Annotated in this window: 21 protein-coding genes and 1 riboswitch; of the genes, 14 read left to right on the top strand and 7 right to left on the bottom strand. The window is 28.2% G+C overall.

The window, feature by feature from the left end:
- Positions 1-24 precede the first annotated feature (24 nt).
- The 4 genes from MKD34_RS03575 to ebgA all read right to left on the bottom strand — a co-directional run bounded on the left by MKD34_RS03575 (position 25) and on the right by ebgA (position 7,287).
- A complete protein-coding gene (locus MKD34_RS03575) occupies positions 25-2,283 on the bottom strand; it encodes an MGH1-like glycoside hydrolase domain-containing protein (RefSeq protein WP_240219757.1) in 2,259 nt (752 codons plus the stop codon).
- 62 nt (positions 2,284-2,345) lie between these two features.
- Positions 2,346-3,761, bottom strand: a complete 1,416-nt coding sequence (locus MKD34_RS03570; protein ID WP_240219756.1) for an amino acid permease — start codon at positions 3,759-3,761, stop codon at positions 2,346-2,348.
- 15 nt (positions 3,762-3,776) lie between these two features.
- Entirely contained in the window at positions 3,777-4,229 is a 453-nt protein-coding gene (locus MKD34_RS03565; RefSeq protein ID WP_240219755.1) for a beta-galactosidase subunit beta, read from the bottom strand.
- Between the two features lie 10 nt (positions 4,230-4,239).
- Entirely contained in the window at positions 4,240-7,287 is a 3,048-nt protein-coding gene (gene ebgA, locus MKD34_RS03560; protein ID WP_240219749.1) for a beta-galactosidase subunit alpha, read from the bottom strand.
- Between the two features lie 198 nt (positions 7,288-7,485).
- On the opposite strand from ebgA, the gene ebgR reads away from it, so the two are divergent.
- Positions 7,486-8,463, top strand: coding sequence for a transcriptional regulator EbgR (gene ebgR / locus MKD34_RS03555; protein ID WP_240219746.1), 978 nt, complete (start codon positions 7,486-7,488; stop codon positions 8,461-8,463).
- A gap of 54 nt (positions 8,464-8,517) precedes the next feature.
- Here the strand turns inward: ebgR and MKD34_RS03550 are convergent, their stop codons facing one another.
- A complete protein-coding gene (locus MKD34_RS03550) occupies positions 8,518-9,417 on the bottom strand; it encodes an aldo/keto reductase (RefSeq protein WP_240219745.1) in 900 nt (299 codons plus the stop codon).
- Between the two features lie 417 nt (positions 9,418-9,834).
- Positions 9,835-9,932: riboswitch (purine riboswitch) on the top strand.
- Between the two features lie 141 nt (positions 9,933-10,073).
- Here MKD34_RS03550 and MKD34_RS03545 point away from each other — a divergent pair.
- The 6 genes from MKD34_RS03545 to MKD34_RS03520 are packed head-to-tail and all read left to right on the top strand — an operon-like array spanning position 10,074 to position 16,816.
- Positions 10,074-11,423, top strand: coding sequence for a uracil-xanthine permease family protein (locus MKD34_RS03545; protein ID WP_240219744.1), 1,350 nt, complete (start codon positions 10,074-10,076; stop codon positions 11,421-11,423).
- 27 nt (positions 11,424-11,450) lie between these two features.
- A complete protein-coding gene (locus tag MKD34_RS03540) occupies positions 11,451-12,245 on the top strand; it encodes an FAD binding domain-containing protein (RefSeq protein WP_240219743.1) in 795 nt (264 codons plus the stop codon).
- Positions 12,245-12,709, top strand: a complete 465-nt coding sequence (locus MKD34_RS03535) for a (2Fe-2S)-binding protein (RefSeq protein ID WP_240219742.1) — start codon at positions 12,245-12,247, stop codon at positions 12,707-12,709. Before MKD34_RS03540 ends, MKD34_RS03535 begins: the two co-directional genes overlap by 1 nt.
- Positions 12,696-14,948: a xanthine dehydrogenase family protein molybdopterin-binding subunit gene (locus MKD34_RS03530; RefSeq protein WP_240219741.1), complete on the top strand. Its 2,253-nt coding sequence runs from the start codon at positions 12,696-12,698 to the stop codon at positions 14,946-14,948. Before MKD34_RS03535 ends, MKD34_RS03530 begins: the two co-directional genes overlap by 14 nt.
- Before the next feature lie 27 nt (positions 14,949-14,975).
- Positions 14,976-16,253 (top strand): selenium cofactor biosynthesis protein YqeC, encoded by a 1,278-nt coding sequence (gene yqeC / locus MKD34_RS03525; RefSeq protein ID WP_240219740.1) that lies wholly within the window; start codon positions 14,976-14,978, stop codon positions 16,251-16,253.
- Positions 16,250-16,816: a xanthine phosphoribosyltransferase gene (locus tag MKD34_RS03520; protein WP_240219739.1), complete on the top strand. Its 567-nt coding sequence runs from the start codon at positions 16,250-16,252 to the stop codon at positions 16,814-16,816. The genes yqeC and MKD34_RS03520 overlap by 4 nt, the downstream gene beginning before the upstream one ends.
- Here the strand turns inward: MKD34_RS03520 and MKD34_RS03515 are convergent, their stop codons facing one another.
- Both MKD34_RS03515 and mnmH read right to left on the bottom strand, forming a co-directional pair.
- Entirely contained in the window at positions 16,817-17,392 is a 576-nt protein-coding gene (locus MKD34_RS03515; protein WP_240219738.1) for a hypothetical protein, read from the bottom strand.
- A complete protein-coding gene (gene mnmH, locus MKD34_RS03510) occupies positions 17,355-18,395 on the bottom strand; it encodes a tRNA 2-selenouridine(34) synthase MnmH (RefSeq protein WP_240219737.1) in 1,041 nt (346 codons plus the stop codon). The genes MKD34_RS03515 and mnmH overlap by 38 nt, the downstream gene beginning before the upstream one ends.
- A gap of 131 nt (positions 18,396-18,526) precedes the next feature.
- Here mnmH and recQ point away from each other — a divergent pair, with 131 nt between their 5' ends.
- From recQ to MKD34_RS03475, 7 genes are all read left to right on the top strand, one after another.
- On the top strand, positions 18,527-20,446 hold the full coding sequence (gene recQ, locus MKD34_RS03505; RefSeq protein ID WP_240219736.1) for a DNA helicase RecQ: 1,920 nt from the start codon (positions 18,527-18,529) through the stop codon (positions 20,444-20,446).
- 14 nt (positions 20,447-20,460) lie between these two features.
- Positions 20,461-21,627, top strand: a complete 1,167-nt coding sequence (locus MKD34_RS03500) for an ABC transporter permease (RefSeq protein ID WP_240219735.1) — start codon at positions 20,461-20,463, stop codon at positions 21,625-21,627.
- A complete protein-coding gene (locus MKD34_RS03495; protein WP_240219734.1) occupies positions 21,620-22,300 on the top strand; it encodes an ABC transporter ATP-binding protein in 681 nt (226 codons plus the stop codon). Before MKD34_RS03500 ends, MKD34_RS03495 begins: the two co-directional genes overlap by 8 nt.
- A 52-nt stretch (positions 22,301-22,352) precedes the next feature.
- Entirely contained in the window at positions 22,353-22,913 is a 561-nt protein-coding gene (gene hpf, locus MKD34_RS03490) for a ribosome hibernation-promoting factor, HPF/YfiA family (protein WP_240219733.1), read from the top strand.
- Positions 22,914-23,043: 130 nt separating this feature from the next.
- Positions 23,044-24,162: an ABC transporter ATP-binding protein gene (locus MKD34_RS03485; protein ID WP_240219732.1), complete on the top strand. Its 1,119-nt coding sequence runs from the start codon at positions 23,044-23,046 to the stop codon at positions 24,160-24,162.
- Positions 24,163-25,008, top strand: coding sequence for an ABC transporter permease (locus tag MKD34_RS03480; RefSeq protein ID WP_240219731.1), 846 nt, complete (start codon positions 24,163-24,165; stop codon positions 25,006-25,008).
- Positions 25,001-25,774 carry an ABC transporter permease gene (locus MKD34_RS03475; RefSeq protein WP_240219730.1) on the top strand — a complete coding sequence of 258 codons (774 nt, stop codon included), beginning with the start codon at positions 25,001-25,003 and terminating at the stop codon, positions 25,772-25,774. The genes MKD34_RS03480 and MKD34_RS03475 overlap by 8 nt, the downstream gene beginning before the upstream one ends.
- Positions 25,775-25,810 lie beyond the last annotated feature (36 nt).

The raw sequence follows: 25,810 nt of genomic DNA, 5'->3' as shown, positions 1-25,810 counted from the left end.
ACTAAAAAGTGAGGCTTTTTTTATCTATTTATTTCTTAGGAAATCTTTATAAATTAAATAATAAACTGATGCTGACCAACTAAAATTAGAACAATGTAGTCCCTCTCCCGTTTCTGGATTATAATTTTCTCTGATTACTCCATCAGTTAATAACCCTTCTGAGTTTTCAAAAAGTTTTATACTTAAATCTTGTGCTTCTTTTTTATATCCATAATTATTTAAACCTATTATTCCAAAATATGCTTGGTCTAACCATACTGGTCCACGCCAATATTTTACTGGATTATATTTTGGATTATCCTTTGCTGATGTTGGAAACGGTAAATATGTATTCATAACATTTTTATCCATTATATTTTCAACCACTCTTTTAGCTTCCTTCTTTGTAGATAAATTTGCCCATAATGGTATATATCCTTCTGTTCCTTTTCCTCTATTTACAAGAAGCTTTTTATTTCCATTCTCACCTATCTGAAGATCATAATAATACCCTGTTTCTTCATCAAACATATTTTTATTTACATACTCTTTAACTTTTTTTGCAGATTTCAAATACTCTTTTTTCTCTTTTGGTAATTCTAATACTTCTGCCATATTACTTAAGTATATTTTTTCAGCATATAAAAATGAATTTAAATCAACCGATTCTTGATTTATAGAATAGCCTATTAAATTTCCTTTTAAATCCTTATTTTCTAAAACCTTAACAACCTCATCATCTACCCCATATCCTTCTACATCAAATCTAACAGCATTATCCATTCCACTTTCCCATGCTGCAGCTAATATTATCTCTTCAGAAGTATTATTTAATCTATGGACCATTCCACCGTATTCAGCAATACCGTTTTTATCAAAGTCTCTATTTGTATACCACCAATTATGATACTCTTTTAATTTAGGATACATCTCTTTTAAAAACTCTTTATCCTCAGTCACTTTATAAACTTCCCAAACTGCCCATGCTGCTAAAGCTGGCTTAGAATTTCTTTCATTCCAATTTCCACCATCTCCATCTCTATCCTCATCTTTGTTATAAAAAATAGCATCTATAATCACTCCTGCATCCTGAGGTCTTATTTTATCATTTTTTGTTATTTGGTAATCAAAAAGAGCTCTTATATTATTCTTAGCTAGCTCTTCATTAAAATTAACTGTAGCTACAGCTTGTTTCCAAGAATCCCATGCCCAAAATCCATTAAACCATTTATAGCTTACAGAAGGTGTTATTCCATCATGCTTTATAGCTCCTGCAGGACTTCTCCAATTTGTAATTAATGTATTAACTGATTTCACTGCAGCTATATCATATTTTGAATTTAAATTCTCTATTTTTACAGTTTTATCTATATATCCTTGCCATCTTTTATTATTTTCAATAAAATATTTATCTCCATTATTTAATATATCTTCTATTAATTTTTTCTCTTTATTAGCTTCATCTTTTGTAAATGTATATGACTCTGTTGTATAAGTAACTAGTTTATCTTTAGGTGGAATAGTTATAGATTTTTCAAGCTCAGATTTATATACGTTATTTTTAATTTTTGTTTTTACTGGTAATGAATGTTTTATCTGAAATTGTGTATCGTTACTCATTAAATAATCCCAAACTAATCTCTTTTCTTTAAAATCAACTAGAACTCCATTTTCAGATTTTTTTAAAGAATTATTAAGAGATATATAATTATATTCTTTATTTTTTTCATTCCACTTTCCTAATTTATTATACAATTCTCCAGACCAATTTAAACTAATATTTAACTCTTTATCTGTTTTATTTGTTATAATTGTTTTTATAAGAGCTGTTCTATTTGTAACAAAAATAAGCTCTAATACTAAATTCATATCTTTTAAATTATAACTTTGAATTAATTTACCTGGAATATAATCAAACTTCACTTCACCTGTTGATAAATTATACTTTTCATTTGTTATTTTATTTATAATCTCAATTTTATTGAAACTATCTGATAAATTTGCTGCATACTCCTCTGCTAAATAAAATGGACCTGCAAATCCTCCATACATAGAATATTTACCATATTCTGGTTGATAATAACCATGCCAAGCTCCTAAATCTACAAAACTATTGATATAATTTGTTCCTAATTTATCAGTTTCTTTTTTAGGGGCAAAGTATGTAAATTCTTTTGGCTCACCTTGTATATTTAGTATATTTTTATAACTTTCTCTACTAATATTTTTATTGTTATTTTTTTCTTTTGTTGAGCAACTAAAAAGTAAAAAACTAATTGATCCTAATGTTAATATTTTTTTCATATTCTCTCCTTATATAAAAATTTATAGTACGGATATTTTTAATATCCGTACTATTTAATTTTTTATGCTAACTTGCTAGATTTTTTCTTTTCTATTCCTAAAGCTTTCTTTTCATAGCTATTATATTTCCATAGTGCCCATCCCATAAATATTACTACTCCTCCAACATTATAAACTAATGTTAACATTACACTTTGACCCTCTGGAAAAATAGCTGCAACAAACGCTACTGAAAATATACATAGTAAAAATGATGTCACTATTAAACCAAATTTTCTTGACCCCATTTTAAAATCTCTTTCTAAGTGATCTTTATTCAATCTTAAGTTAAAATATGCAACCATTATAAACAAAGGTGGCAAAAGAGACGTTGCTGCTGTCATATTTATAATTATTCCTAATAATTCATTTATATCTCCAGATCCTAGTGCAGGTATTAATAATAAAGGTATTACAATTAAAAATTGAATCCATGTAGCTCTTTCTGGAATTCCATATTTATTTAAAGCTACTGTTTTCTCTCCAAACATATCTTTTGGAATCTCTGAGAAGAAAACCTTAACTGGAGCTGATGTCCAAACTAAAAGAGCTCCTAAAGCACTAGCTAACATAACTACACCTATGAAGTGATGAACTAATTTTTGACTTATTCCAAAATGATTTCCAAGACCTACAAATACTTGAAATATTCCAGAAGCATAAGATAATTGATCTTGTGGAACAAAAACATTTACCAGTAATGAACCTACTGAATATAGTCCACCTATCATTATTCCTGCAACTACTATCATTCTAACAAAAGCTTTAGATCCACCTTTTAAATCGTTTATATAAACTCCTATAGCTTCAGATCCTCCTGCAGCAAAGAATATCCATGCCATTGCCCCAAAAAACTTCCAATTGAATGTTGGAGTCATAGCTTGAATTGTTATTGGAGTTGCTGGCTGGACTCCTCCTAAAAGTGCTCCACCACATAGTATAATAAATGCAAATGACATAAATAACATTAAAGAACTTCCAAAACTAGTAACTTTACCTATCCATTCTGCTCCTTTAGTAGAAACCCATGTTGATACAGTAAAAATTAAAATTGATAAGATTGATATAGTCATTGGAGTAAATGTGTACTCATATCCCCAGAATGCATATGATGTATATACTAAAATACTTGGAAGTAATGATGTAAAATAAAATAGATTTACAAACCAATATGCATAAGCACTTAAAAATGCCCATTTAGGACCTAGTGATGATTTTACCCATTGATAAACTCCTGACTCAGAATCTTTATTTAAACTAACAAACTCTGATATAATAAAAACAAATGGTATAAAGTAAAACAATGTTGCAAATAAGAAACCAGGAGCCGAAGCCATCCCGATTTCTATATTATTATTAATTACATTTCTAAAATTAAATACTGCTGCTATTGTCATTGATAATAGTGAAAACTTTCCTATCTTTGCTCTTGTTGACATATATCCTCCATAATACTATTTATTTAAGAAATAATTATCTTCAATTGTTACCTTTAAAACTACTTTTTTTAAGTTTTCCGCTCCTTTAAATCTAAATGCTTCATCATTTTCAATTATTATTAAGTTTCCAGCTGTTAAATTTATAATCTCTCCAGTTCCATAAAAATATTCTGTATCATTTTCATCAGAATAGCTACTTTTTATATCCAAATCATTTTTTTTAGATATTTCTAATACCTCTCGCCCTTCTACATAATAATGAATATCCATATATCTTCTATGCCCTTGAAAATCCACTTCATTTTTATGATTTTCTGTTTTAAACATATAAACTAAAGAATCTCCAATACTGTGATATCTATTTTCTTTTATATTTGGTATATTTTCAATAGCTTCTTTACATCTAATCCATTTCTTTCCACTTCTAAATATATCTTTAAATTCATCAAAACTATTTAAAATTAACATCTACTCCTCCTTAATAACTATATTTAGATAACTCTTTACCTTTTATACTTCCAGAACTATAAGGTAAAATTGAGAACTCATATTCAAAATTATTCATATAAACTCTATACGAATCTAATACTTCAGACCCCCATGAATTAGACCCTAATCCAAGAACTTTATAATCTAAGTTTAAAGTTATATAATTAGATTTTTCTAATTCATTTATATGTTGTGCTTTATATATATTTTCTTGGGTAAAATTCCAAGCACTAAAATTAAGAATATCTTTGGATTTTATGAATATCCCCTCTCCAAAATGATTAGTTAATGATATCCATTTTACATCTTGTCTGTTTCCATTATCTTGTGGGAATGGATAATTAGTAAACATTCCATCTATAGTATTTTTATATATTCCAATTATATTCGAAACTTTGCTATCTTGATAATTTTCTCCAGGTCCTCTACCATAGTATTCTACATTTTGATACCTTTTATTAATTCCCATCTCCATTCCTATTTTTGGAATAATATCATTGTATTCTCCATACTTCTCTCCTGATAACTTAAATGTTATATATCCATTTCTATCTATTTCATAGACATAATTACATCTAATACCAAAATTAAATACTGGTGGAGCAACTAAAGACTTAACTGTTACAATAACTTTTTCTTCATCTTCTTTGATATCTAAAGTTCTAAATTGCTCTTGTAAAATTTGTAAATGATTAGGAATCCACAAATCATTATGTTCTTGTTTATGATTATCTATCATAGGCTTAAAGAAATTTAATTTAGGTGCTTTTTCTATAATTTCTTCACCATTAAATATCCAATTTTCTAATTTTCCATTTAATTTTGAGAATTTTACTTCGAAATTAAATCCTTCAATTGTTAAATCTAATTTATTATCTCTTATAATTAAAGAAGTACTGTTATTTGATTCGTATCTTTCTTCAACTATTTTTCTATCTTGTAATTTAAACTGATATATTCCTAACTCATAATTTTCTGAGCTATATAATGTTTTTGAGTCTTTTTTCACTTTAAAATTCACATAAACTTCTCTGTTATCTCTAATTTCTTCACCTAACAATACACTAAATGTCTCTCCTGGATTTATTCCTAACTTTTTTATAGTTCCTTGAGATAAAATGTCACCTTCAGCTACTATTTCATAATGAAGAGTTATATCATCTAAATTTATATACCAATATTTATTTTCAATTTCAAATTCATTCTTATTATTTATGTTTATAATTTTTACAGGACAAATAACTTGTTTGTATTCTTTTAATCCTGGTCCTGGAGTTTGATCAGAGAATATTAATCCATCCATACAGAAATTATAGTTATTTGGGTAATCTCCATAATCTCCTCCATATTTATAAACCTCTTTCCCATTTTCATCAAATTCTAAGATTCCATGATCACACCATTCCCAAATATAGTGTCCTTGTATATGATCGTGTTTATAAAATACATTTTGATACTCTGTTAATCCTCCTGGTCCATTACCCATAGCATGAGCATACTCACATATAATTCTTGGTTTATCCATTGGATGTTCTCCAAAGTAATTCATCATCTGAACTCTAGAGTACATTGTACTTATAACATCTACAACCTCTCCATCTCTATCCTCTTCATAATGCACTAATCTTGTACTATCAAGTTCCTTCGCTCTTTTACACATCTCACGAATATTAACTCCATATCCTGACTCATTTCCTAAAGACCACATTATTATACTCGGATGATTCTTTTGAGCAGCTATATGTCTTTCTATTCTTTCAACATATACATCTCTCCACTCAATATCATCAGTTATCATACTTAAATTTCCAACATTGGCAAATCCATGTGATTCAACATCAGTCTCTGCCATAACAAACAATCCATAAATATCACATAATTCATAAAATCTTGGATCATTTGGATAGTGAGCTGTTCTTACTGAGTTTATATTGTGTTGCTTCATTAAAATAATATCTTTTTCAGCTCTATCTATATTTATAGCTCTTCCACTTATATGGTCGTTATCGTGTCTATTAACTCCATGTAACATTAAGTATTTTCCATTTATATAAAATAATCCATCTCTTACTTTTATATCTCTAAACCCTACTCTTTGAGGTACTACTTCTAATACTTCATCTTTTTCATCTATTAACTCTAATATTAAATCATATAGATTAGGTGTCTCTGCAGTCCACTGTTTTGGATTTTTTATATTTTTTTCCAATGTTAATTTTTTTATTTTATCAATTTCTAAATTTTCAACTATTTCTGAAAAAATTACTTCATCCTTATCAAATAAAGTCCATCTTAGCTTATAATCTTTTTTTATAATTTCATCTAAATTTTCAACTTCTATATTTATTTCCAATTTTGCATCAATATAATTTTCATCAAAAATTGTTTTTATAAAGTAATCTTGAATATGAGTTTTTGTTTTTCCAATTAAATAAACATCTCTAAAAATACCAGCTGTCCACCACATATCTTGATCCTCTACATATGTTGAATCTGCCCATTGTAAAACTTTTACTGATAATAAATTTTTTCCCTCTTTAACATATTGCGATACATCAAATTCAGTTGTTAATCTACTTCCCTTATTAAATCCAACATATTTTCCATTTACATAGACTTCAAAATATGTTTCTACTCCGTCAAACTTTATTATAATTTGCTTATCTTTCCAATTTTCATTTAAAACAAAAGTTCTTTGATAAGCTCCCGTCGGATTATCTGTTGGAACAAATGGTATATCTATTGGAAAAGGAAATCCTTCATCTGTATACTGAAGCTTTCCATGTCCCTCAAATTGCCACATATTTGGAACATTTATTTTTCCAAAATCTTCTATCTCTTTATCATAAAATTCTTCTGGTACTAAAAATGGATTTTCAAAATATTTAAAGTTCCACTGCCCATTTAAAAGCATAAAACTTCTACTTCTATCTCTTTGATATGTTCTAGCTATCTCTTTATTTTTATAACTAAAAAAGTATGCTCTTTCTCCCATTCTATTTTCATTAGTTTTTTTAACGTTTTCCCAATTGTTCATATTTTATATATAACCTCCCAATTAAGTGCTTTTAAAGTTTTTTTGTTACATGAATCGAGTATACAACTTTTAGTCACCTTTGTCAATTTTTTTAGTAAACATTTTACTAAATTTTTTACTAAAAACTTTTTTAATTATTGCAACAATAAAAAAATATGTTATTATATATACAAGAATATATAATAACTAGGAGGTTTCATGGCAACTTTAAAGGAAATTTCAAACCTAACAGGATTATCTTCTGCTACTGTTTCAAGAATTTTAAATAATGATTCTACATTATCTGTTAAAGATGAAACAAAAAGAAAGGTTTTAGAAGTAGCTGAGAAAATTGGATATAAAATATCCTCAAAAATAAATTTACAGGAACAAATTAACTTTTTAGCTCTTTTTAACTATAGTGAAGAGCTTGAATTTAATGATCCCTACTATCTGTCAATTCGATTTGCTATTGAAGAAGAGTGCAAAATCTTGGATATAAATCTTGATAAAATTTATAATAGTAATATCGGTTCTGTAGAAAAAAAATATGATGGGGTTTTATGTATTGGACAATTCAATGATATTCAAATAAAAAAAATACAAAAAATATCTAGTAATATAATTTTTATAGATTCTTGTAATAATAGAGAATTTGATTGTATTACTGCTGACTTAAAAGAAATTTCAGAATGCATCGTAGATTTTTTTATACAATGTAATTATAAAAAAATTGGTTATATTGGCGGTCGAGATTTTGAAAATGTTTTAGATGAGAGAGAGGAAGCTTTTATAAAATATTCTCTTCTTAAAAAAGTCGTGGATGAAGATAACTTCTATGTTGGAGATTTTTCTAGTAGCTCTGGTTATAATCTTGCTAAAACTATGATTGATAATAACAATTTACCTGATGCTCTTTTTATTGCTAACGATTCTATTGCTATTGGAGTTTTAAAAGCTTTAAATGAAAATAAAATAGAAATTCCTAATAAGATTGCTATTATAAGTATAAATGATATTCCAGCATCAAGTTTTACATATCCTGCTCTTTCAACAATTAAAATTCATTCAGATTTAATGGGAAAAGAAGCTGTAAGAATTTTAAAAGATAAAATCGAGAGCAATAGAACAATGCCACTAAAAATAACAGTTCCTTTTTCTTTAATCTTAAGAGAAACAACAAAAAATACACTTTAAGTAAAAAGCCCTACTATATTTCTTATATAGTAAGGCTTTTTTATTTCTATAATTTTATGGAATATCATTTCCCATTCCGTTTACTAATATTTCAAACCACTCTTCTCTTGTCAATTTTATATTACACGCTTTCACAGCAGACTCTAACCTTTCTATCTTTCCACTTCCACAAATTGGTATTAAATTTGCGGGATGAGATAAATGCCAAGCATAGATTATCGTATCAGACTTACAATTGTATTTTTTAGATAATCTCTCTAAAACTTTTCTTAACTCTACTGCATTTTCATCCCCAGAAATAAAGATTTCCCCACCTGCTAAAGGAGACCAAACCATTATAGGAACTCTTTTTTCCTGCATTAAGTTTATTGTTCCATCATAAAAATGTTGTGTTTTTAATGGTGATAGCTCTATTTGATTAGTAACAAGTTTGAAATCCAATCTACTTTGTAAAAGATTAAAATCCGATGGTAAAAAATTAGAAACTCCCCATTCTAAAACTTTCCCAGCCTTTCTTAAATCAGTTAAAGCTCTGGCTGTTTCATCAGCATCCATATACATATCAGGTCTATGAATCAATACTAAATCTAAATAATCTGTATTTAAATTTTTTAAAGATTTTTCTACACTTTTAACTATATGTTCATAGCTTGTATCATAACAATGATATGTATTTTCAGGCATATTCTCTGATACTAATTTTATTCCAACTTTGCTTACTAATTGCATTTTTGCTCTTAACTCTGGTTTTAAACCTAAAACCTCTCCAAAAATTTTTTCACAAGTATAACGGCCATAAATATCTGCATGATCAAATGTTGTAACACCTAAATCAATTGCTTTTTCTAAATATTCTGATAACTCTTCTTTGGACATTCCCCAATCATTTAAACGCCAAAATCCTAATGCTATTTTTGACATCTTTAATTTTTCACTTAACTGTATATAGTTCATAAAAAGCCCCCTTATATTAGTTTTGGTTACACTTAGTATATTCTTAAAATATATAATTGTCAAAACAAACAATAAAGTAAATCAATGTAAAAAAGAAGACCTTGGGAAGGGTCTTCAATTTTTAACTAATTTTTTGGTTGGCGTAAATAACAGCATTTACTTTGATAGTTTATAACAAAATAATTCGTTTGTCAAACTTTTTATATAAAATAATTTGTTAATCATTATTTTTGCTTTAATTAATTAAATTTCACCTTTGTCGACTTAGTAAAAAAATATTGAAAAGTTAACTAAATTATGGTATCATTTTTCCTAAGTAAACGTTCTTAAATTCACTAAAATTTGATTAATTCATTTATTAGTTTATTTTTAAGGGCAAGTTTTAAATATAGTATGTAATACCTTTGAAGTAAATTCAAAGGAAATTAAAGAATTACTCATATATATCCGTAATACGGTCGGAAGTTTCTACGGCTAACCTTAAATTAGCCACTATGGGTGAAATAAATAGATTTTTTAGTCTAGTTTTTTTAGATTATCTATTTTTCACTTGTAGAAGATGAAAAAGGATAATCTTTTTTATTTTCTACAATAGTTTAATCCCAAATATATATTTGAGTAAAATTCAAAAAAGAATTTTAGGAGGATTATTATCAATGAAAAAAAACAGATCACCTTATCACTTAGATGGAGTTCCAGAGTTAAAAACAGCTTTACCTTTAGGTTTACAACATATTTTAGCAATGTTTGTAAGTAACATTACACCTATCATAATCGTTGCTGGTGTTTTAGGAATTTCATCTGAGCAAAAAACGCTTCTTATTCAAGCTTCAATGTTTGTTGCAGGGTTAAACACTTTAATTCAAGCATATACTCTTGGTCCTATTGGAGCTAAACTACCTATTGTTGTTGGAACTAGTTTTGCTTTTGTTCCTGTTGCTATCTCTATTGGAACAAGATATGGTTTTGAAGGAGTATTAGGTGCTGCATTAATTGGAGGAATTTTTGAAGGACTTTTAGGTCTTATTATAAAAAGGGTAAGAAAGTTTTTTCCACCTATTGTTACAGGTGTTGTTGTTCTTTCTATCGGTCTTTCTCTTTTACCTGTTGGGATTAAAAGCTTTGCTGGCGGTGTTGGTGCTCCAGATTTTGGTTCTATTGAAAATTTACTTATTGGAACGGTTGTTCTTATTACTGTTGTTTTCTTTAAACAATTTACAAAAGGTATCTTAAGTACTGGTTCTATATTCATTGGAACAATTGTTGGTTTTATAGTAGCTTTAATATTTGGGAAAGTAAATTTACAACCCCTTATTCAAGCTGACTATCTTACTGTACCTAGACCTTTAATGTTTGGATTTGCATTTCATTTTGATGCTATTTTAGCTATGATTTTAATGTTTATCGTTTCTGCTGTTGAAACTGTTGGAGATATGTCTGGAGTTACTATGGGTGGTGCTGGTAGAGAAACAACTGATAAAGAACTGTCAGGTGGAATCCTTGCTGATGGACTTGGAAGTGCTTTAGCTGCAGTATTCTCTGTTTTACCTACTACATCTTTTAGCCAAAATACTGGTATTATTGCTATGACTGGTATTATGAGTAGATTTGTTGTTGCGACTGGAGCTATGTTCCTAGTTGTTGGAGCTTTTATCCCTAAAATAGGTGCTCTTTTCACAATTATTCCTGCTAGTGTTATTGGTGGAAGTTTAGTTATGGTCTTTGCTATGATTTCAATAAGTGGTATCAATTTAATTACTAAAGAACCTTTAAAAGGTAGAAATTCTGTTATATTAGCTGTTTCGTTAGGGCTTGGATATGGCCTTGGAAATGTTCCTGAGGCTCTAACTGTTTTCCCTGAAAGTATAAAACTTATATTTGGTGGATCTGGAATTGTTGTTTCTGGTACAATTGCTGTATTCTTAAATATAATTTTACCTCCAGAGAATGAAACAGTTGAAGAAAAAGTAACTGAAGAAGCTAAATTAGCCAAAAAAGTTGCTTAATAAATTAGATTAATTGGAGGTTTTAACTTGTTTTCTTTTTCAAAATTTTTTCTAGCCTCTTCTCTTGAAGAAGCTTATTCAGAACTTTTAAAAAATAAAAAAAATATTATTCTAGGTGGAACTTCTTATTTAAGAATGGGAAATACCTCTTGGAATACAGCTATTGATTTATCAAATTTAAATCTAAATTACATTTTAGAAAAAGAGGATTTTATTTCAATTGGAGCTATGACTAATTTTAGATCTCTTGAAACAAACTCTCTTTTAAAAGATTATTTTGGAGAAATTTTTAATACTGCTTTAAAGGATATTATTGGTGTACAATTTAGAACAAATGTAACTGTTGGAGCAACAGTTTTTAGTAAGTATGGTTTCTCTGATTTAATTCCAGTTTTACTTGCTTTAGGTAGTAAAGTTAAACTTTTCAATGGTGGTATCTTAACATTAGAGTCATTTTTAAATGAATCAGATATTAGAAGAGATATACTAGTAGAAATTTTAATACCTAAAAAAGTTTATAAAACATCTTTTCAATGTGTAAGAAAAAGTAAAACTGATTATTCTATTATAAATTTAGCTATTTGTAAATCTGATAATAGTGTAACTATTTCTGTTGGATCAAGACCTGGAAAAGCTATATTAGCTAGAAAAACTATGGACATTTTTAACCATAGTGAAAATATTGAAAATGAAATTATCAATGCTATGAAATATATTGGAAATGAAATTCCTTTAGATTCAAATATGAGAGGTTCAAAGTCTTATAGAGAACTTCTTCTAGCAGCATTACTTAGAAAAGGAATTCAGGAGGTTTTAAATTAATGTTATTAACAACTACTATAAATGGTAGAAAAAAAGAGATTCTTATAAAAGATGACGATTATCTACTTGATGTTTTAAGAAAAGAAGGATACCTTAGTGTTAAAAGAGGTTGTGACACTGGAGCTTGTGGTTTATGTACAGTTCTTTTAAATGGTTCTCCTATACTTTCTTGTAGCACTCTTGCAGCTAGAGCACAAGGAAAACAAATTTCTACAATTGAACATTTTCCAGTAGAAGCTAAAAAATTTGCTTCTTTTATGACTAGCGAAGGGGCTGAACAATGTGGTTTTTGTTCTCCTGGATTTACATTAACTGTTATTGCAATGATTAAAGAATTACAAGACCCTACTGATGAGGAAATTATGCATTATTTAAATGGAAATCTTTGTAGATGTAGCGGATATGTATCTCAACTTAGAGCAATTAGAAATTTTATGGAGGAGATAAAAAATGAAAATTGTTAATACATCAGTTAAGAAAGTTGATGGTATAGGAGTTGTTACAGGAAATCCTGCTTATACTGAAGATTTAATTTTAAATAATAATGTTTTAACTATAAAATTATTAAGATCACCTCATCCTTTTGCTAAAATTAAAGCTATTGATGTATCAATAGCTTTAAAGGTTCCTGGTGTTGAAGCTATCTTTACACATAATGATACTCCTAAAACTAGATTTACCTTAGCTGGACAAAGTTTCCCTGAACCATCTCCATATGATAGAAGAATTCTTGATGAATATGTTAGATATGTCGGAGATCCTGTAGCTATTATAGCTGCTGAAGATGAAAGAGCTGCTGATAAAGCTATGAAACTAATTAAAGTTCAATATGAAGTTTTAGAACCGATTTTAGACTTTGAAAAATCTATTGATTCTCATATTATTATTCACCCAGAAGAAGTTCATACTAATTTTGAAATTGGTTATGAAAGAGAGAGAAATATAGCCTCTAAAGCTTATGCTGAAAAACCTGGTGTTGATGAAGGATTTCAAAATAGTGATATTATTCTTGAAAGAACATACTATACTCAACCGCAAATGCATGCTATGATGGAGACTTATAGGTCTTATAGTTACTTTGATGTTAATGGTAGATTGACAACAGTAAGTTCAACACAAATTCCATTTCATGTTAGAAGACACTTAGCTAGAGCTTTAGAGATGCCTAGTAGTAAAATAAGAGTTATTAAACCTAGAATAGGTGGTGGTTTTGGTGGTAAGCAAACAGCTGTTTGTGAAATTTATTCAGCTTTTGTTACTTTAAAAACAGGAAAACCATCTAAAATAGTATACAACAGAAAAGAAACACATACTTGTACAACTACAAGACACGGGATGAAACTTGATGTAAAAATTGGAGCAGATACAAATGGAAACATCAAAGCTATTGATATAAATGTCTTATCAAATGCTGGCGCTTACGGTGAGCACGCTCCTACAGTTACTTCTCTTGTTTCATATAAAACTTTTCCTCTTTACGATACTGTGCCTATGAGATTTAATGCTAATATTGTTTATTCTAACACCATGAATGCTGGTGCTTTTAGAGGATATGGAGCTACTCAAGGAACTTTTGCTGTAGAATCTATTATTAATGAATTAGCTCATCATCTGAAGCTTGATCCTACTGAAGTTAGGATGAAAAATCTTGTTGAACCAGGTGAAGGAAAATATATTACAAGTGGTGATATTAAAAAATGCATTGAAATTGGTAAAGAAAAATTTAATTGGGCAGAAAAATCAATCCCTAGGGAAGTAGCTCCTAATAAAATTAGAGCTGCTGGAATGGCTGTTACAATGCAAGGATCTGGAATTGGTGGTATTGATACTGCTGCTGCAACAATAAAGCTTGGAGATAGAGGTGATTTTAATCTTATGGTTGGAGTTACTGATATGGGACAAGGATGTGATACTGTTCTTACTCAAATGGCTGCTGAAGTTTTAGAAGTTCCTATGGATAGAATCTCTATTCATTCAGCTGATACTGATTTATCTCCATATGATCCTGGAGCATATGCATCTAGTGGTACTTATGTTACTGGAAATGCTGTTATTATTGCTGCAAATAATATGAAAGAGGAAATTTTAAAAGGTGCATCTAAAATGTTCAATGTTGAAATTGGTGATATTGATTATCTTGGAACTGAGCTAAAAATAGCTGATAAAATTATCTCTTTAGAAGAGTTTGCACAACGTTCTATCTCTTTTGAGGGAATGAATCAAATTACTACAACTGGAACTTGGGGAGGAGAAACTTCTCCACCACCATTTATTGCAGGATTTGCTGAGGTCGAAGTAGATACTTTAACAGGAGAAGTTGAAGTTACTGACTACCTTTCTGTTGTAGATTGTGGAACTCCTATCAATCCAAACTTAGTTCAAGTTCAAGTTGAAGGTGGAGCTGCTCAAGGAATAGGACTTGCTCTTTTTGAAGATATTAAGTATGATAAAAAGGGAAGAGTTATGACCGACTCTTTAATGCAATATAAAATTCCTTCTAGACTTGATTGTAAAAATATAAGAGTTGAATTTTCAAACTCTTATGAAAAAACAGGGCCTTTTGGAGCTAAATCTGTTGGTGAAGTTGTTGTAAATACTCCTGCTCCTGCTATTGTAGATGCTGTATATAACGCAACTAAAGTTAGAGTTAGAAATTTACCTGTAACATCTGAAAAAGTTTTAATGGGAATTTTAGATATCTAAAACTATTCAAAGTGGGAGGAGATTTTCATGTCAGAACTTTTTAATATCACTAAAGGAGATATTATATCTATTACTGGAGCCGGTGGTAAAACTTCCTTAATGTTTTATCTGGCAAATCAATTAAAAAAAAGAGGAACTGTCTTAATAGCTACAACCACTAAAATATTTAAACCAGAGACCACAGAAAATAATAGTTTTATTTTCATATATCCTGAGGAGATAGATTTTATATCTCCTCAGGATAATTTTATACACATTTTTTGTCCAAAGATTGAAAATGATAAAATCGATAGTGCTTCTTTTGAAGAGTTAAACAAATTTAAAAATCGTTTTGATTTTATTTTAATAGAGGCTGATGGAAGTGCTAATAAAGCTTTAAAAGGGTGGAAGAATAATGAGCCTGTAATTTATCCTGCTTCTACTAAAACTATCGCTATTATTGATATAACAGCTTTACATAAAGAGAAAAATGAAAATACTATTCATAGATTTGACCTTTTTCAAAAGCAATATTTTAATTCTAATAAAACTATTGAAAAAAATGATTATATAGGTTATATTAATTCAAATACCTTTTTTAAAGGAACTTCAAATGAAAAAATACTATTTTTTAATAAAATTGAATCTATTGATTTATTTGAAGAGTTTTTTAATATTGTAAATAAAGTTAATATTACCTCTAAAATCTATTTTGGATCTATTTTTAAAAATGAATTCTTTTCTTTTAAAAATATTACACCAATTGTTTTAGCAGCAGGTTTTTCAAAAAGATTTTTAGGCGATAAATTGAATTTTAAATTAATTAATGGAAAAACCATATTAGAGCAAACTCTTTTAAATATCTCTCAAATAAATTTTAAAGAGAAAATACTTATTGGAAAAAACTCTTTTCATGATGAGCTAAGTCATAATTATGGCTACACCTATATAATCAATCCTAATCCTGAGCTTGGTCAAAGTTACTCTGTTATATTAGGAACTTTAAACTCATCTTTATCTGGTTATCTATTTATTCCAGGAGATATGCCCTTCCTAACAAAGAGTACTCTATTAAAATTGATATATGAATTTCAAAAATATAATCAAATTATAGTTCCATTTATCGATGGAAATAAAAAGGCTCCTGTACTTTTTCCAAAGCGTTATCGTAATGAACTTATCAAGCTCAAAGGTGATAGTGGAGGACGTGAAATTTTAAAAAAAGAAAACTTTATAAAATGTAATTTTAAAAACTCTTTGGAGTTTTTTGATATAGATACACAAAATGATTTAAAAAAATTAGAAATGTTGGAGGAACAAATATGAAATTATTAAAAGAATATATTGAAAAATACGGGTCAGTTACTGATAGCTCTATTTTAAAAGTAGATAGCTTTATCAACCATCAAATTGATCCTGTTTTAATGATAGAGATTGGAGAAGAATTAAAAAAACGTTTTGAAGGAAAAAATATAAATAAAATTCTTACAATAGAAGCTTCTGGAATTGCTATTGGTATAGCTGCTGCTTATGCTTTCAAAGTTCCTATGGTTTTTGCTAAGAAAAAGAAACCTTCTACTATGGGAGATGCATATAACGCAAATGTTCACTCTTTTACAAAGAAAACAGACTATAATATAACTGTTTCTAAAGAGTTTTTATCATCTGAAGATCGTATTCTTGTTGTTGATGATTTTTTAGCTATGGGAAATGCTATTATTGGACTTAAAAATATAATTGATCAAGCTGGAGCTTCTCTAGAGGGTGTTGGAATTGTTATTGAAAAAGGATTCCAACCAGGTGGAACTATATTAAAAGAGCAAGGAATCCATTTAGAATCCCTTGCTATTATTGAATCTTTAGAAGATAATATAATTACTTTAAGATAATTAAGTAACTAAAGCTGGAAAGAATCCTAATATTGTAAATACAATTACAATTATTAGGATTTTTTTCCTTTCTTTTTTTAAAATTTCATCTTCATTTTGAATTTTTATCTCTTTAGAATTTTTAACCCAACTTAAATACCCCAGTATAGAGGCCATTATGTATCCTATTGTATAGCAGATTACATCTGCTCCATCAAAGGTTCCTATAAAAGTACCATGCCCTCCATAGATTCCTTGAAATACTTCTATTCCAATCATAGTAAAGAATATTATATTAAATATATTTTGAGCCTTTTTGTAAAAAACTCTATTATGTAAAATGGATACACCCATTGAAAATAACCATAACCCATCTGGTAAGGAATATATTACCCAATTAGGTATATGTTTCCTATAAACCCATACTACTTTTCTTATTGATCCAACATGAGAATCTAAATTCATCAACTCTACAATTTGATAGTAAAAAAGCTTTCTACTTCTAAAAAGTAAATATATTAAAACAGCTAAAGCAAACGATGCTAAAACTATAAATATTTTATTCAGTGACCTCTTTTCCAAAAATACCTTTTTCATTTAGATATCTCACCACTTTCTCTACTCCCTCATCTATAGTTTCATAAAATATCTCTGAATCATATGTATACTTTTCAATACTCTTTTGATAAAGAGGATCATAGTAATCTAACATTAATACTTCTGAAAGTTCATCTATTTTATTATCTTTTAACATTTGAGAGTATTCTTCATATTTTTCTTTACCAATATATCTCCCTACTTTATCTAAACATTTTTGAAGTTCATCTATTGTTGCTCCTGCGTAATCTTCTCTTATTACTTCTACTCTATTTTTTATTGTTGTTTCTAATGATAAATGTACTCCATTACCTAAAGATTGAAATACATCTTCAGGAACATATACATTTCCAATTCTTTTACTTTCACTTTCTGCAATTACATATTGAGGTTTATTTTTATAAAAATAGTCAAATATTAAAGAATCAAATTTTTTCTGACTCTGCTCCTCTTTTTCACAAACTCCACCAAAAAATGAGCCCTTGTGATTAGCTATTTTTTCTAAATCTAAAACTGAATATCCCTTATTCTCCAATTGCTGTAAAATTTTTGTTTTTCCTATCCCTGTTTTTCCATGTAAAATAATATACTTTACATCTTTATTATAAGTTTTTATATTCTCTAAAATATACTGTCTATAAGCTCTATATCCTCCTTCTAACTTCCAAGTTGTATATCCTAAAGCTTCAAATAAAGCTGACATAGATCCACTTCTCATTCCACCACGAGCGCAATAAAATGCTAGTCTACCTTTAGCATGTTTTTGAACCTCTCTAAATATATCAGGTAATCTTTTTGCAATAGCTTCAACCCCTAACTCTTTAGCTTTTTCAGGTGAAACTTGTTTATAAGCAGTTCCAACATCTACTCTCTCTTCATCTAAAAGTAATGGTATATTTATAGCTCCTGGAATAGGCTCTTCTTTAAACTCTTTTGGAGTTCTTACATCTATTAAAGTGTAGTTCTTCTCCTTCAACAAATCCTCATATTTTACTAAAATCATTTTTTCCTCCATTTTTTATGCTTATTATATTTTACTATGATTTTTAATAAAATTGAATATTATTTATATAAAAAATATCTTTATTGTGATAAAATCTATTAAGAAATTAACTTTTAAAAAGAAAGGAAGTTATGAAAACAAAAGCAAAAGAGTTACTAAAAACTATTTATGGATATGAAAATTTTAGAAAAGGACAAGATATAATTATAAATAATATCCTTTCTAAAAAAGATACTTTAGGTGTTATGTCAACTGGTGGTGGAAAATCTATCTGCTATCAAATTCCAGCTTTAATTTATCCTCACCTTACCATTGTTATCTCTCCTCTTATCTCCTTAATGAAAGATCAAGTAGATTCTTTAAAATATTTAGGTGTAAGAGCTGGATTTTTAAACTCTACACTGAGTAAAGAGGAATATCTTAAATTAGTTCAAGGAATTAGAAATAAAAGTATCAAAATTCTTTATATTGCACCAGAAAGATTAGCAAATGAAAAATTTATAAACTTTATAAAAAATATACAACTATCTATGATTGCTGTTGATGAAGCTCACTGTATTTCTCAATGGGGACATGACTTTAGAAAAAGTTATCTAGAAATTCCAGATTTTTTAAATAAAATCAATCAACGACCGCAAATTTTAGCACTTACTGCCACTGCTACAAGTAAAGTTCGACAAGATATAATTGAAAAACTTAATTTACAAAACCCTAAAGTTTCTGTTGATGGATTTGACAGAGAAAATATTACTTTTAAAGTTGAAAAGGGAGTTGTTCCAGAAGCATTTATCAGTGAATATTTAAAAAGAAATTCAAAAAAATCTGGAATAATATACGCTGCTACTCGTAAAGAAGTTGATAATTTATATGGTTATTTACAACTTAAAGGATTTAGTGTGGGAAAATATCATGCTGGTTTAGATGAAAAAGAACGTACAGAGTTTCAGGATAAGTTTTTAAGAGATGACGTTAAAGTTATGATTGCTACTAATGCTTTTGGAATGGGTATTGATAAATCTAATGTTAGGTATGTAATACATCGAAATATTCCAAAAGATTTGGAAAGTTACTATCAAGAAGCTGGAAGAGCTGGAAGAGATGGTGCACCTTCTGAAGCAATACTACTTTTCTTCGAAGAAGATGTTTCTACTCAAGAGTTTCTAATTGAACAAAATGAAGAAAGTTCAAATCATTTAAAAAATACAAAAAGAAAAAAACTCGATCAAATGATTGATTACGCTTACTTAGAAAGTTGTTATAGAGAATATATTTTAAAGTATTTTGGTGATAAAAGAATTAAAAATTACTGTGGTAATTGTGGTAATTGTAAAAATTTTAAAGATGTTAAATCCTTTACCCTAGATGCACAAAAAGTTTTTTCATGCATCGGTCGTACAAAAGAAAGTATTGGTATCTCTACTCTAACTAATATTTTAATGGGAAAAATTGATACAAAAATTGAAAGAAAAGAGTATTTTAAACTTACTACATTTGGAATTATGTCCTCTTATAATCGAACTAATCTTGAAGAGTTTATATACTATCTCATATCTGAAAACTATTTAGAACAAAGTGCCGGAAGTTTTCCTACACTCAAATTAACTCCTAAAGCCTTTGAAGTTTTAAAGAATATCAAAGCTGTATTTAGAAGGGTTAATGAATCTGTAACATTTGATTATTTTGAAGATCCGCTTTTTGAAACATTAAATAACTTAAGAAAAGAGATTGCTCAAAAAGAGGGAGTTCCTCCCTATATTATTTTTTCAGATTTAACTCTTATGGAAATGGCTGAAAAAAAGCCGCAAAATCGTTGGGAAATGTTAAAAATCAGAGGGATTGGTAATCAAAAATTTAAAAATTATGGAGATCTTTTTTTAAAGACGATTAATAAACTTTCTCCCCAAGAAATCGATATGCTCTATGTAGACAATATTATTGATGAAAAATATTTAGGAAATAAACAACTTACAGAACTTAAAAAAGCTTTAAATACTGAAATTACAACTGATGAATTGAAAGAGATTTTAATAAAAACTCTTTTTACTAACTAACTACGAGGTGAACTATGTTATTTGAATTTTTTATAGCTAAAAAACATATTTTTGAACATAAGAAACAAAGTTTTATTGGTATTATAGGTATCGCTATTGGTATTATCGTTCTTACTGTATCTATTGGTATTTCAAATGGATTAAATAAAAATATGATTGATAGTATTCTTTCTCTATCTAGTCATGTTACTGTTATTGGTAATGAAAACTTAAAAAATTATGATTCTTTAGAAAATACATTTGAAAAATATCCAGAAGTTAAAGGAGTAATTCCTAAAGTTTCTAGTCAAGGAATTGTTAAATATAATGGAATTTTAGGAACTTATGTTTCTGGAGTTAAGTTAGATGGATTAGATTTAAAAAAAGCTATTCCTGCTCTTAATTTAGAAAGTAAAATTAAAAGAGGAAGTATTGATTTATCAAATAAAAAAGGTGTTTTAATTGGAGAAGAACTTTTAAATAGAATTGGTGGGAATATTGGAGATCCTATTAGTATAATTTCTGCAAATAATAAGGAATTACAGTTAGAAATAATGGGAACTTTTCAAAGTGGATACTACGATTATGATTTATCAATGATTATTTTACCTCTTCAAACTGCCCAGTATATAACAGAAAGAGATGGAACAATTAGTTCAATCGATTTAATTTTAAAAAATCCATATGATGCTGATAAAATTTCTAATAAAATTTATTTTGATACAGGTCTTTATAATAGAACTTGGGGAAGTCTAAATCAGAATCTTTTAAAAGCTCTTACTCTTGAAAAAACAGTAATGATTATAGGTTTCTCATTAATTGTTATTATAGCTGGTTTTGTAGTTTGGGTAATTTTAAATACAATGGTAAGAGAAAAAATTAGATATATAGGAATTATGAGATCAGTCGGAATATCTCATAGCTCTATTATTAAAATATTTTTAATACAAGGAATAATATTAGGTTTAACTGGAATTATTTTTGGAGTTGCTATATCTTTATTTTTACTTTGGTATATTAAAACATACTCTCTTCCAGGTATATCTTCCATATATTATTTAACAAAAGTTCCAATAGAGTTATCGTTAAAAGAGTTACTAACTATTGTAGGAGCTAATATATTATTAATATTCTTATCTAGTGTATTTCCTGCATATAGAGCTGGAAAATTAAAAATTGTGGAGGCTTTAAGACATGACTAAAAATATTGTGCTTGAATTAAAAAATATTTGTAAAAATTATTCAACTAAAACAGAGACCTTAGAAATTATTAAAAACTTAAATTTACAAATTGAAGAAGGTGATTTTATCTCTATTCTGGGACAATCTGGTTCTGGAAAAACTACACTTTTAAATTTAATTGGTCTTCTGGATTCTCCTACTTCTGGAAATATTTATATTGATAATGAAAATATATCTGTAAATAGTTCTAATATTGATTTAGTACGAAATAAAAAAATTGGTTTTGTTTTTCAATTTCATTATCTTTTACCTGAATTTACAGCTCTTGAAAATGTCATGATTCCAGCTTTAACACAAGATTATTCTAAAAAGAGAGAGATTGAAAGAAGAGCTCTTGAACTTCTCAAAGAGGTTGGGGTCGATCATAGAGCTAACCATAAACCAACTGAACTTTCTGGTGGAGAAAAACAAAGAGTAGCTATCGCAAGAGCTCTAATAAATAATCCTAAAATTTTACTTTTAGATGAGCCTACTGGAAACTTAGATAATGAGACAAGTGAAAAAATTTTTAATATTTTCAAACAAATTAATAGCAAAAAACGTCAAACAATCATAACAGTAACACATTCAAGAGAGCTTGCTGAGATATCTAATAAAAAATTATTCTTAAAAAAAGGAATTCTTTCAGAATAAAGGTATAGATAGGGTAAGAAAGCTACATAAATATCCATAAGGGGTGGTTTGTATGAGAATAAACTATAATACTAACGGAGATCTTGTTATTACTGACGCCATCAAAAGTCATTGCGAAAAGAATTTTTCTAAATTAAAAAAATTCTTCGATAACATCTTAACTGTAAACGTTACTTTATCTGCTACAAAATCAAAAACAGGACCTCTACAAAGAGTCGATGCCAGAGTTCATGTGAACGGAAATGTGATTAAGGGTGTTTATACAGATGACGACCTTTATAATGCAATAGATCGTGTAACTGAAATTTTAGCAAAACAAATTAAAAAGCATAAGGAAAAATTAAGAGATAATAACCACTCTTTACCTAATATTCCTACTGCTAAAAAAATTACATTCGAATCTTCTGATAACTCAATTACTGTTGAATTTACGAAAAAAATTGAGAGTATCACAGTTAATCCTAGACCTATGGATGTAGAAGAAGCTATATTACAATTAGAAGCTTTAAATAAAGACTTCTATGTTTTTACAAATTCAGAAACTGGTGATATGAATATTGTTTATAAAAAAAGAAATGGAGATTACGGTCACGTAGAACCTGCTCATTTCTAAAAAAATTTAAGAATCCTAGTCTAGCTAGGATTCTTTTTTATTTATAACAAATAAACTGGTTTATTTTATTTGTTAAATGTGATAGAATATTATTATTGTGAACAAATTTATTATATATTAGGAGGTAAAATTGAAAAAAACAGATATTAAAATTGTCGATATTAAGAAAAGTTTCGACGGAGTTGATGTTTTAAAAAATATTAACTTAAATATTAAAGATGGAGAGTTTTTTTCTATTTTGGGTCCATCTGGATGTGGTAAGACTACTCTTTTAAGAATGATTGCAGGATTTATAACTCCTGATAGTGGAGCAATCTATTTAGGAGATGAGAATATAGTTGAATTAGCCCCAAATAAAAGGAACGTAAATACAATCTTCCAAAAATATGCTTTGTTTCCTCATTTAACAGTTTATGAAAATGTAGCCTTTCCTCTTAGGTTAAAAAAGGTTGATGAGAAAACAATTGATATTGAAGTAAAAAGATTCATCGAACTTGTTGATTTAAAAGATCATATGTACAAAAAGCCTAATCAACTTTCTGGTGGACAACAACAAAGAGTTTCAATTGCTAGAGCTCTTATCAATAAACCTGGTGTTTTACTATTAGATGAACCTTTATCAGCATTAGACGCTAAGTTAAGACAGAATCTTTTAATTGAGCTTGATAATATTCATGATGAAGTAGGAATAACTTTTATTTTCATTACACATGATCAACAAGAGGCCCTATCTATCTCTGATCGTATTGCAGTTATGAATAAAGGAGAGATTTTACAAGTAGGAACTCCTGCTGAAGTTTATGAAGCTCCTGCTGATTCATTTGTAGCTGATTTTATTGGTGAGAATAACTTTTTTGAGGGTGTTGTAACTGAAATTTTTGATGAAACATATGGAAAAATTCAAAGTGAATCTCTAGATGAATTAATTTTTGAATTAGATAAACCTGTTAAAGTTGGAGATAAAATCAGAGTTTCAATAAGACCTGAAAAAATTAGAGTTTCTAAACATATACCTACTGGACTTTCAAATAAACACAATACTCTAAAAGTTTATGTAGACGAACTTATTTATTCAGGATTCCAAAGTAAATATTTTGTTTGGGTAAATGGTGATAAAAATATTCTATTTAAAGCTTTTAAACAGCACGCTGTTTATTTTGATGAAGAAGACAATGATACAATACACTGGGATGAAGATGCCTATATATCTTGGCATGCTGATGATAGCTTCTTAGTTGAGGTGATATAATTGAAAAAAATATCTTCTGGAAGTTTTTACAGTATTCCTTTAACTCTTTGGATGTCTGTATTCTTTGTCATTCCAATGCTTATTGTTTTAAGTTATGCTTTTTTAACAAAAGGAACTTATGGTGGAGTTCAAATGATCTTCACTCTCAAAAATTTCAATGTATTTTTTGAGCCTATATTTTTGAAAATATTATTTAGAACAATATATATATCTATAGCTGTGACTCTTATAACAGTACTTTTAGCTGTTCCTACTGCATACTTTATTGCTAGGTCTAAATTTAGACAAGAATTACTTATCCTTGTTATTATTCCATTTTGGACTAATTTTCTAATTAGAATATACGCTTGGATATCGATTTTAGGTTCAAATGGATTTTTAAATACATTTTTAATTAAATTAGGAATAATTGAAACTCCATTAAAGCTATTATATAACACTGGATCGGTTATTTTAATAACTGTTTATACTAGTTTACCCTTTGCTATATTACCACTTTATGCAATTATTGAAAAATTTGATTTTTCTCTAGTTGAAGCTGCAAGAGATTTAGGAGCTACTAATAGTCAAGCTTTTAGAAAAGTATTTTTACCAAATATTAAATCTGGTATCATTACAGCTATTTTATTTACTTTTATTCCTGCAATGGGGTCATACGCAATCCCTAAACTTGTCGGTGGTACTCAGGCTACTATGCTTGGAAATATCATTGCCCAACATTTAACTGTAACAAGAAACTGGCCTTTAGCCTCGGCTATATCTGCTATGCTTATCTTAGTTACATCAATTGCTCTATTAATTTTTATGAGAGCTGAAAAAAAATCTAAGGAGGTAAGTGATGAATAAAAGAAGAACATCTTTATTTTTCTTTATTCTTTCTATGATATTCTTTTATTTACCACTAGTAATTCTTGTTATGTATTCCTTTAATGAAGGTAGATCTAGTACTTGGCAAGGATTCTCAATGAAATGGTATAAAGAGCTATTTTTATATTCTGATAATATTTGGAAAGCTTTTAAATATAGTTTAATAATCGGAGTTTTATCTAGTACAATATCGACACTAATTGGAACTTTAGGAGCTATTGGTATACATTGGTATAACTTTAAACATAAAAATTATTTAAAAGTTATTACTTTTTTACCTTTAGTTATTCCCGATATAATTCTAGGAGTTTCTCTTCTAATTATGTTTGCTACAGTAAAGTTAGAATTAGGATTAACTAGTATTTTTATAGCCCATACAACATTTAATATACCTTTTGTTTTATTTATTGTTTTATCTAGACTTGGAGAGTTTGACTACTCTATTGTTGAGGCCGCTTATGATCTTGGTGCTAATGAGTTTCAAACATTGAAAAAGGTAATTTTACCTATGTTAATGCCTGCTATAATATCTGGATTTTTAATGGCTTTAACTTTATCATTTGATGATTTCGTTACAACGTTCTTTGTTGCTGGACCTGGATCTTCTACATTACCATTAAGAATATACTCTATGATAAGGTTAGGAGTTTCTCCAGTTGTAAATGCATTATCTGTATTACTTATTGTTTTATCCATAGCTTTAACCCTATCTACAAAAAGTTTACAAAAGTACTTTGTAAAATAGGTTTTTATATAGTATAATACTAGCAGAAAAAACAGG

It is taken from the genome of Cetobacterium somerae (assembly GCF_022430525.1).
Lineage (GTDB): Bacteria > Fusobacteriota > Fusobacteriia > Fusobacteriales > Fusobacteriaceae > Cetobacterium_A.
This window is presented reverse-complemented; position numbering and strand designations above follow the sequence as displayed.

Excerpts from the sequence above, each read along its gene's own strand:
- MKD34_RS03570 (WP_240219756.1), bottom strand. The coding sequence starts at position 3,761 with ATGTCAACAAGAGCAAAGATAGGAAAGTTTTCACTATTATCAATGACA.
- mnmH (WP_240219737.1), bottom strand. The coding sequence starts at position 18,395 with ATGATTTTAGTAAAATATGAGGATTTGTTGAAGGAGAAGAACTACACT.
- MKD34_RS03495 (WP_240219734.1), top strand. The coding sequence starts at position 21,620 with ATGACTAAAAATATTGTGCTTGAATTAAAAAATATTTGTAAAAATTAT.
- MKD34_RS03520 (WP_240219739.1), top strand. The coding sequence starts at position 16,250 with ATGAAATTATTAAAAGAATATATTGAAAAATACGGGTCAGTTACTGAT.
- MKD34_RS03515 (WP_240219738.1), bottom strand. The coding sequence starts at position 17,392 with ATGAAAAAGGTATTTTTGGAAAAGAGGTCACTGAATAAAATATTTATA.
- recQ (WP_240219736.1), top strand. The coding sequence starts at position 18,527 with ATGAAAACAAAAGCAAAAGAGTTACTAAAAACTATTTATGGATATGAA.
- MKD34_RS03530 (WP_240219741.1), top strand. The coding sequence starts at position 12,696 with ATGAAAATTGTTAATACATCAGTTAAGAAAGTTGATGGTATAGGAGTT.
- MKD34_RS03575 (WP_240219757.1), bottom strand. The coding sequence starts at position 2,283 with ATGAAAAAAATATTAACATTAGGATCAATTAGTTTTTTACTTTTTAGT.
- MKD34_RS03500 (WP_240219735.1), top strand. The coding sequence starts at position 20,461 with ATGTTATTTGAATTTTTTATAGCTAAAAAACATATTTTTGAACATAAG.
- MKD34_RS03565 (WP_240219755.1), bottom strand. The coding sequence starts at position 4,229 with ATGTTAATTTTAAATAGTTTTGATGAATTTAAAGATATATTTAGAAGT.
- ebgA (WP_240219749.1), bottom strand. The coding sequence starts at position 7,287 with ATGAACAATTGGGAAAACGTTAAAAAAACTAATGAAAATAGAATGGGA.
- yqeC (WP_240219740.1), top strand. The coding sequence starts at position 14,976 with ATGTCAGAACTTTTTAATATCACTAAAGGAGATATTATATCTATTACT.
- MKD34_RS03550 (WP_240219745.1), bottom strand. The coding sequence starts at position 9,417 with ATGAACTATATACAGTTAAGTGAAAAATTAAAGATGTCAAAAATAGCA.
- MKD34_RS03535 (WP_240219742.1), top strand. The coding sequence starts at position 12,245 with ATGTTATTAACAACTACTATAAATGGTAGAAAAAAAGAGATTCTTATA.
- hpf (WP_240219733.1), top strand. The coding sequence starts at position 22,353 with ATGAGAATAAACTATAATACTAACGGAGATCTTGTTATTACTGACGCC.
- MKD34_RS03475 (WP_240219730.1), top strand. The coding sequence starts at position 25,001 with ATGAATAAAAGAAGAACATCTTTATTTTTCTTTATTCTTTCTATGATA.
- MKD34_RS03545 (WP_240219744.1), top strand. The coding sequence starts at position 10,074 with ATGAAAAAAAACAGATCACCTTATCACTTAGATGGAGTTCCAGAGTTA.
- ebgR (WP_240219746.1), top strand. The coding sequence starts at position 7,486 with ATGGCAACTTTAAAGGAAATTTCAAACCTAACAGGATTATCTTCTGCT.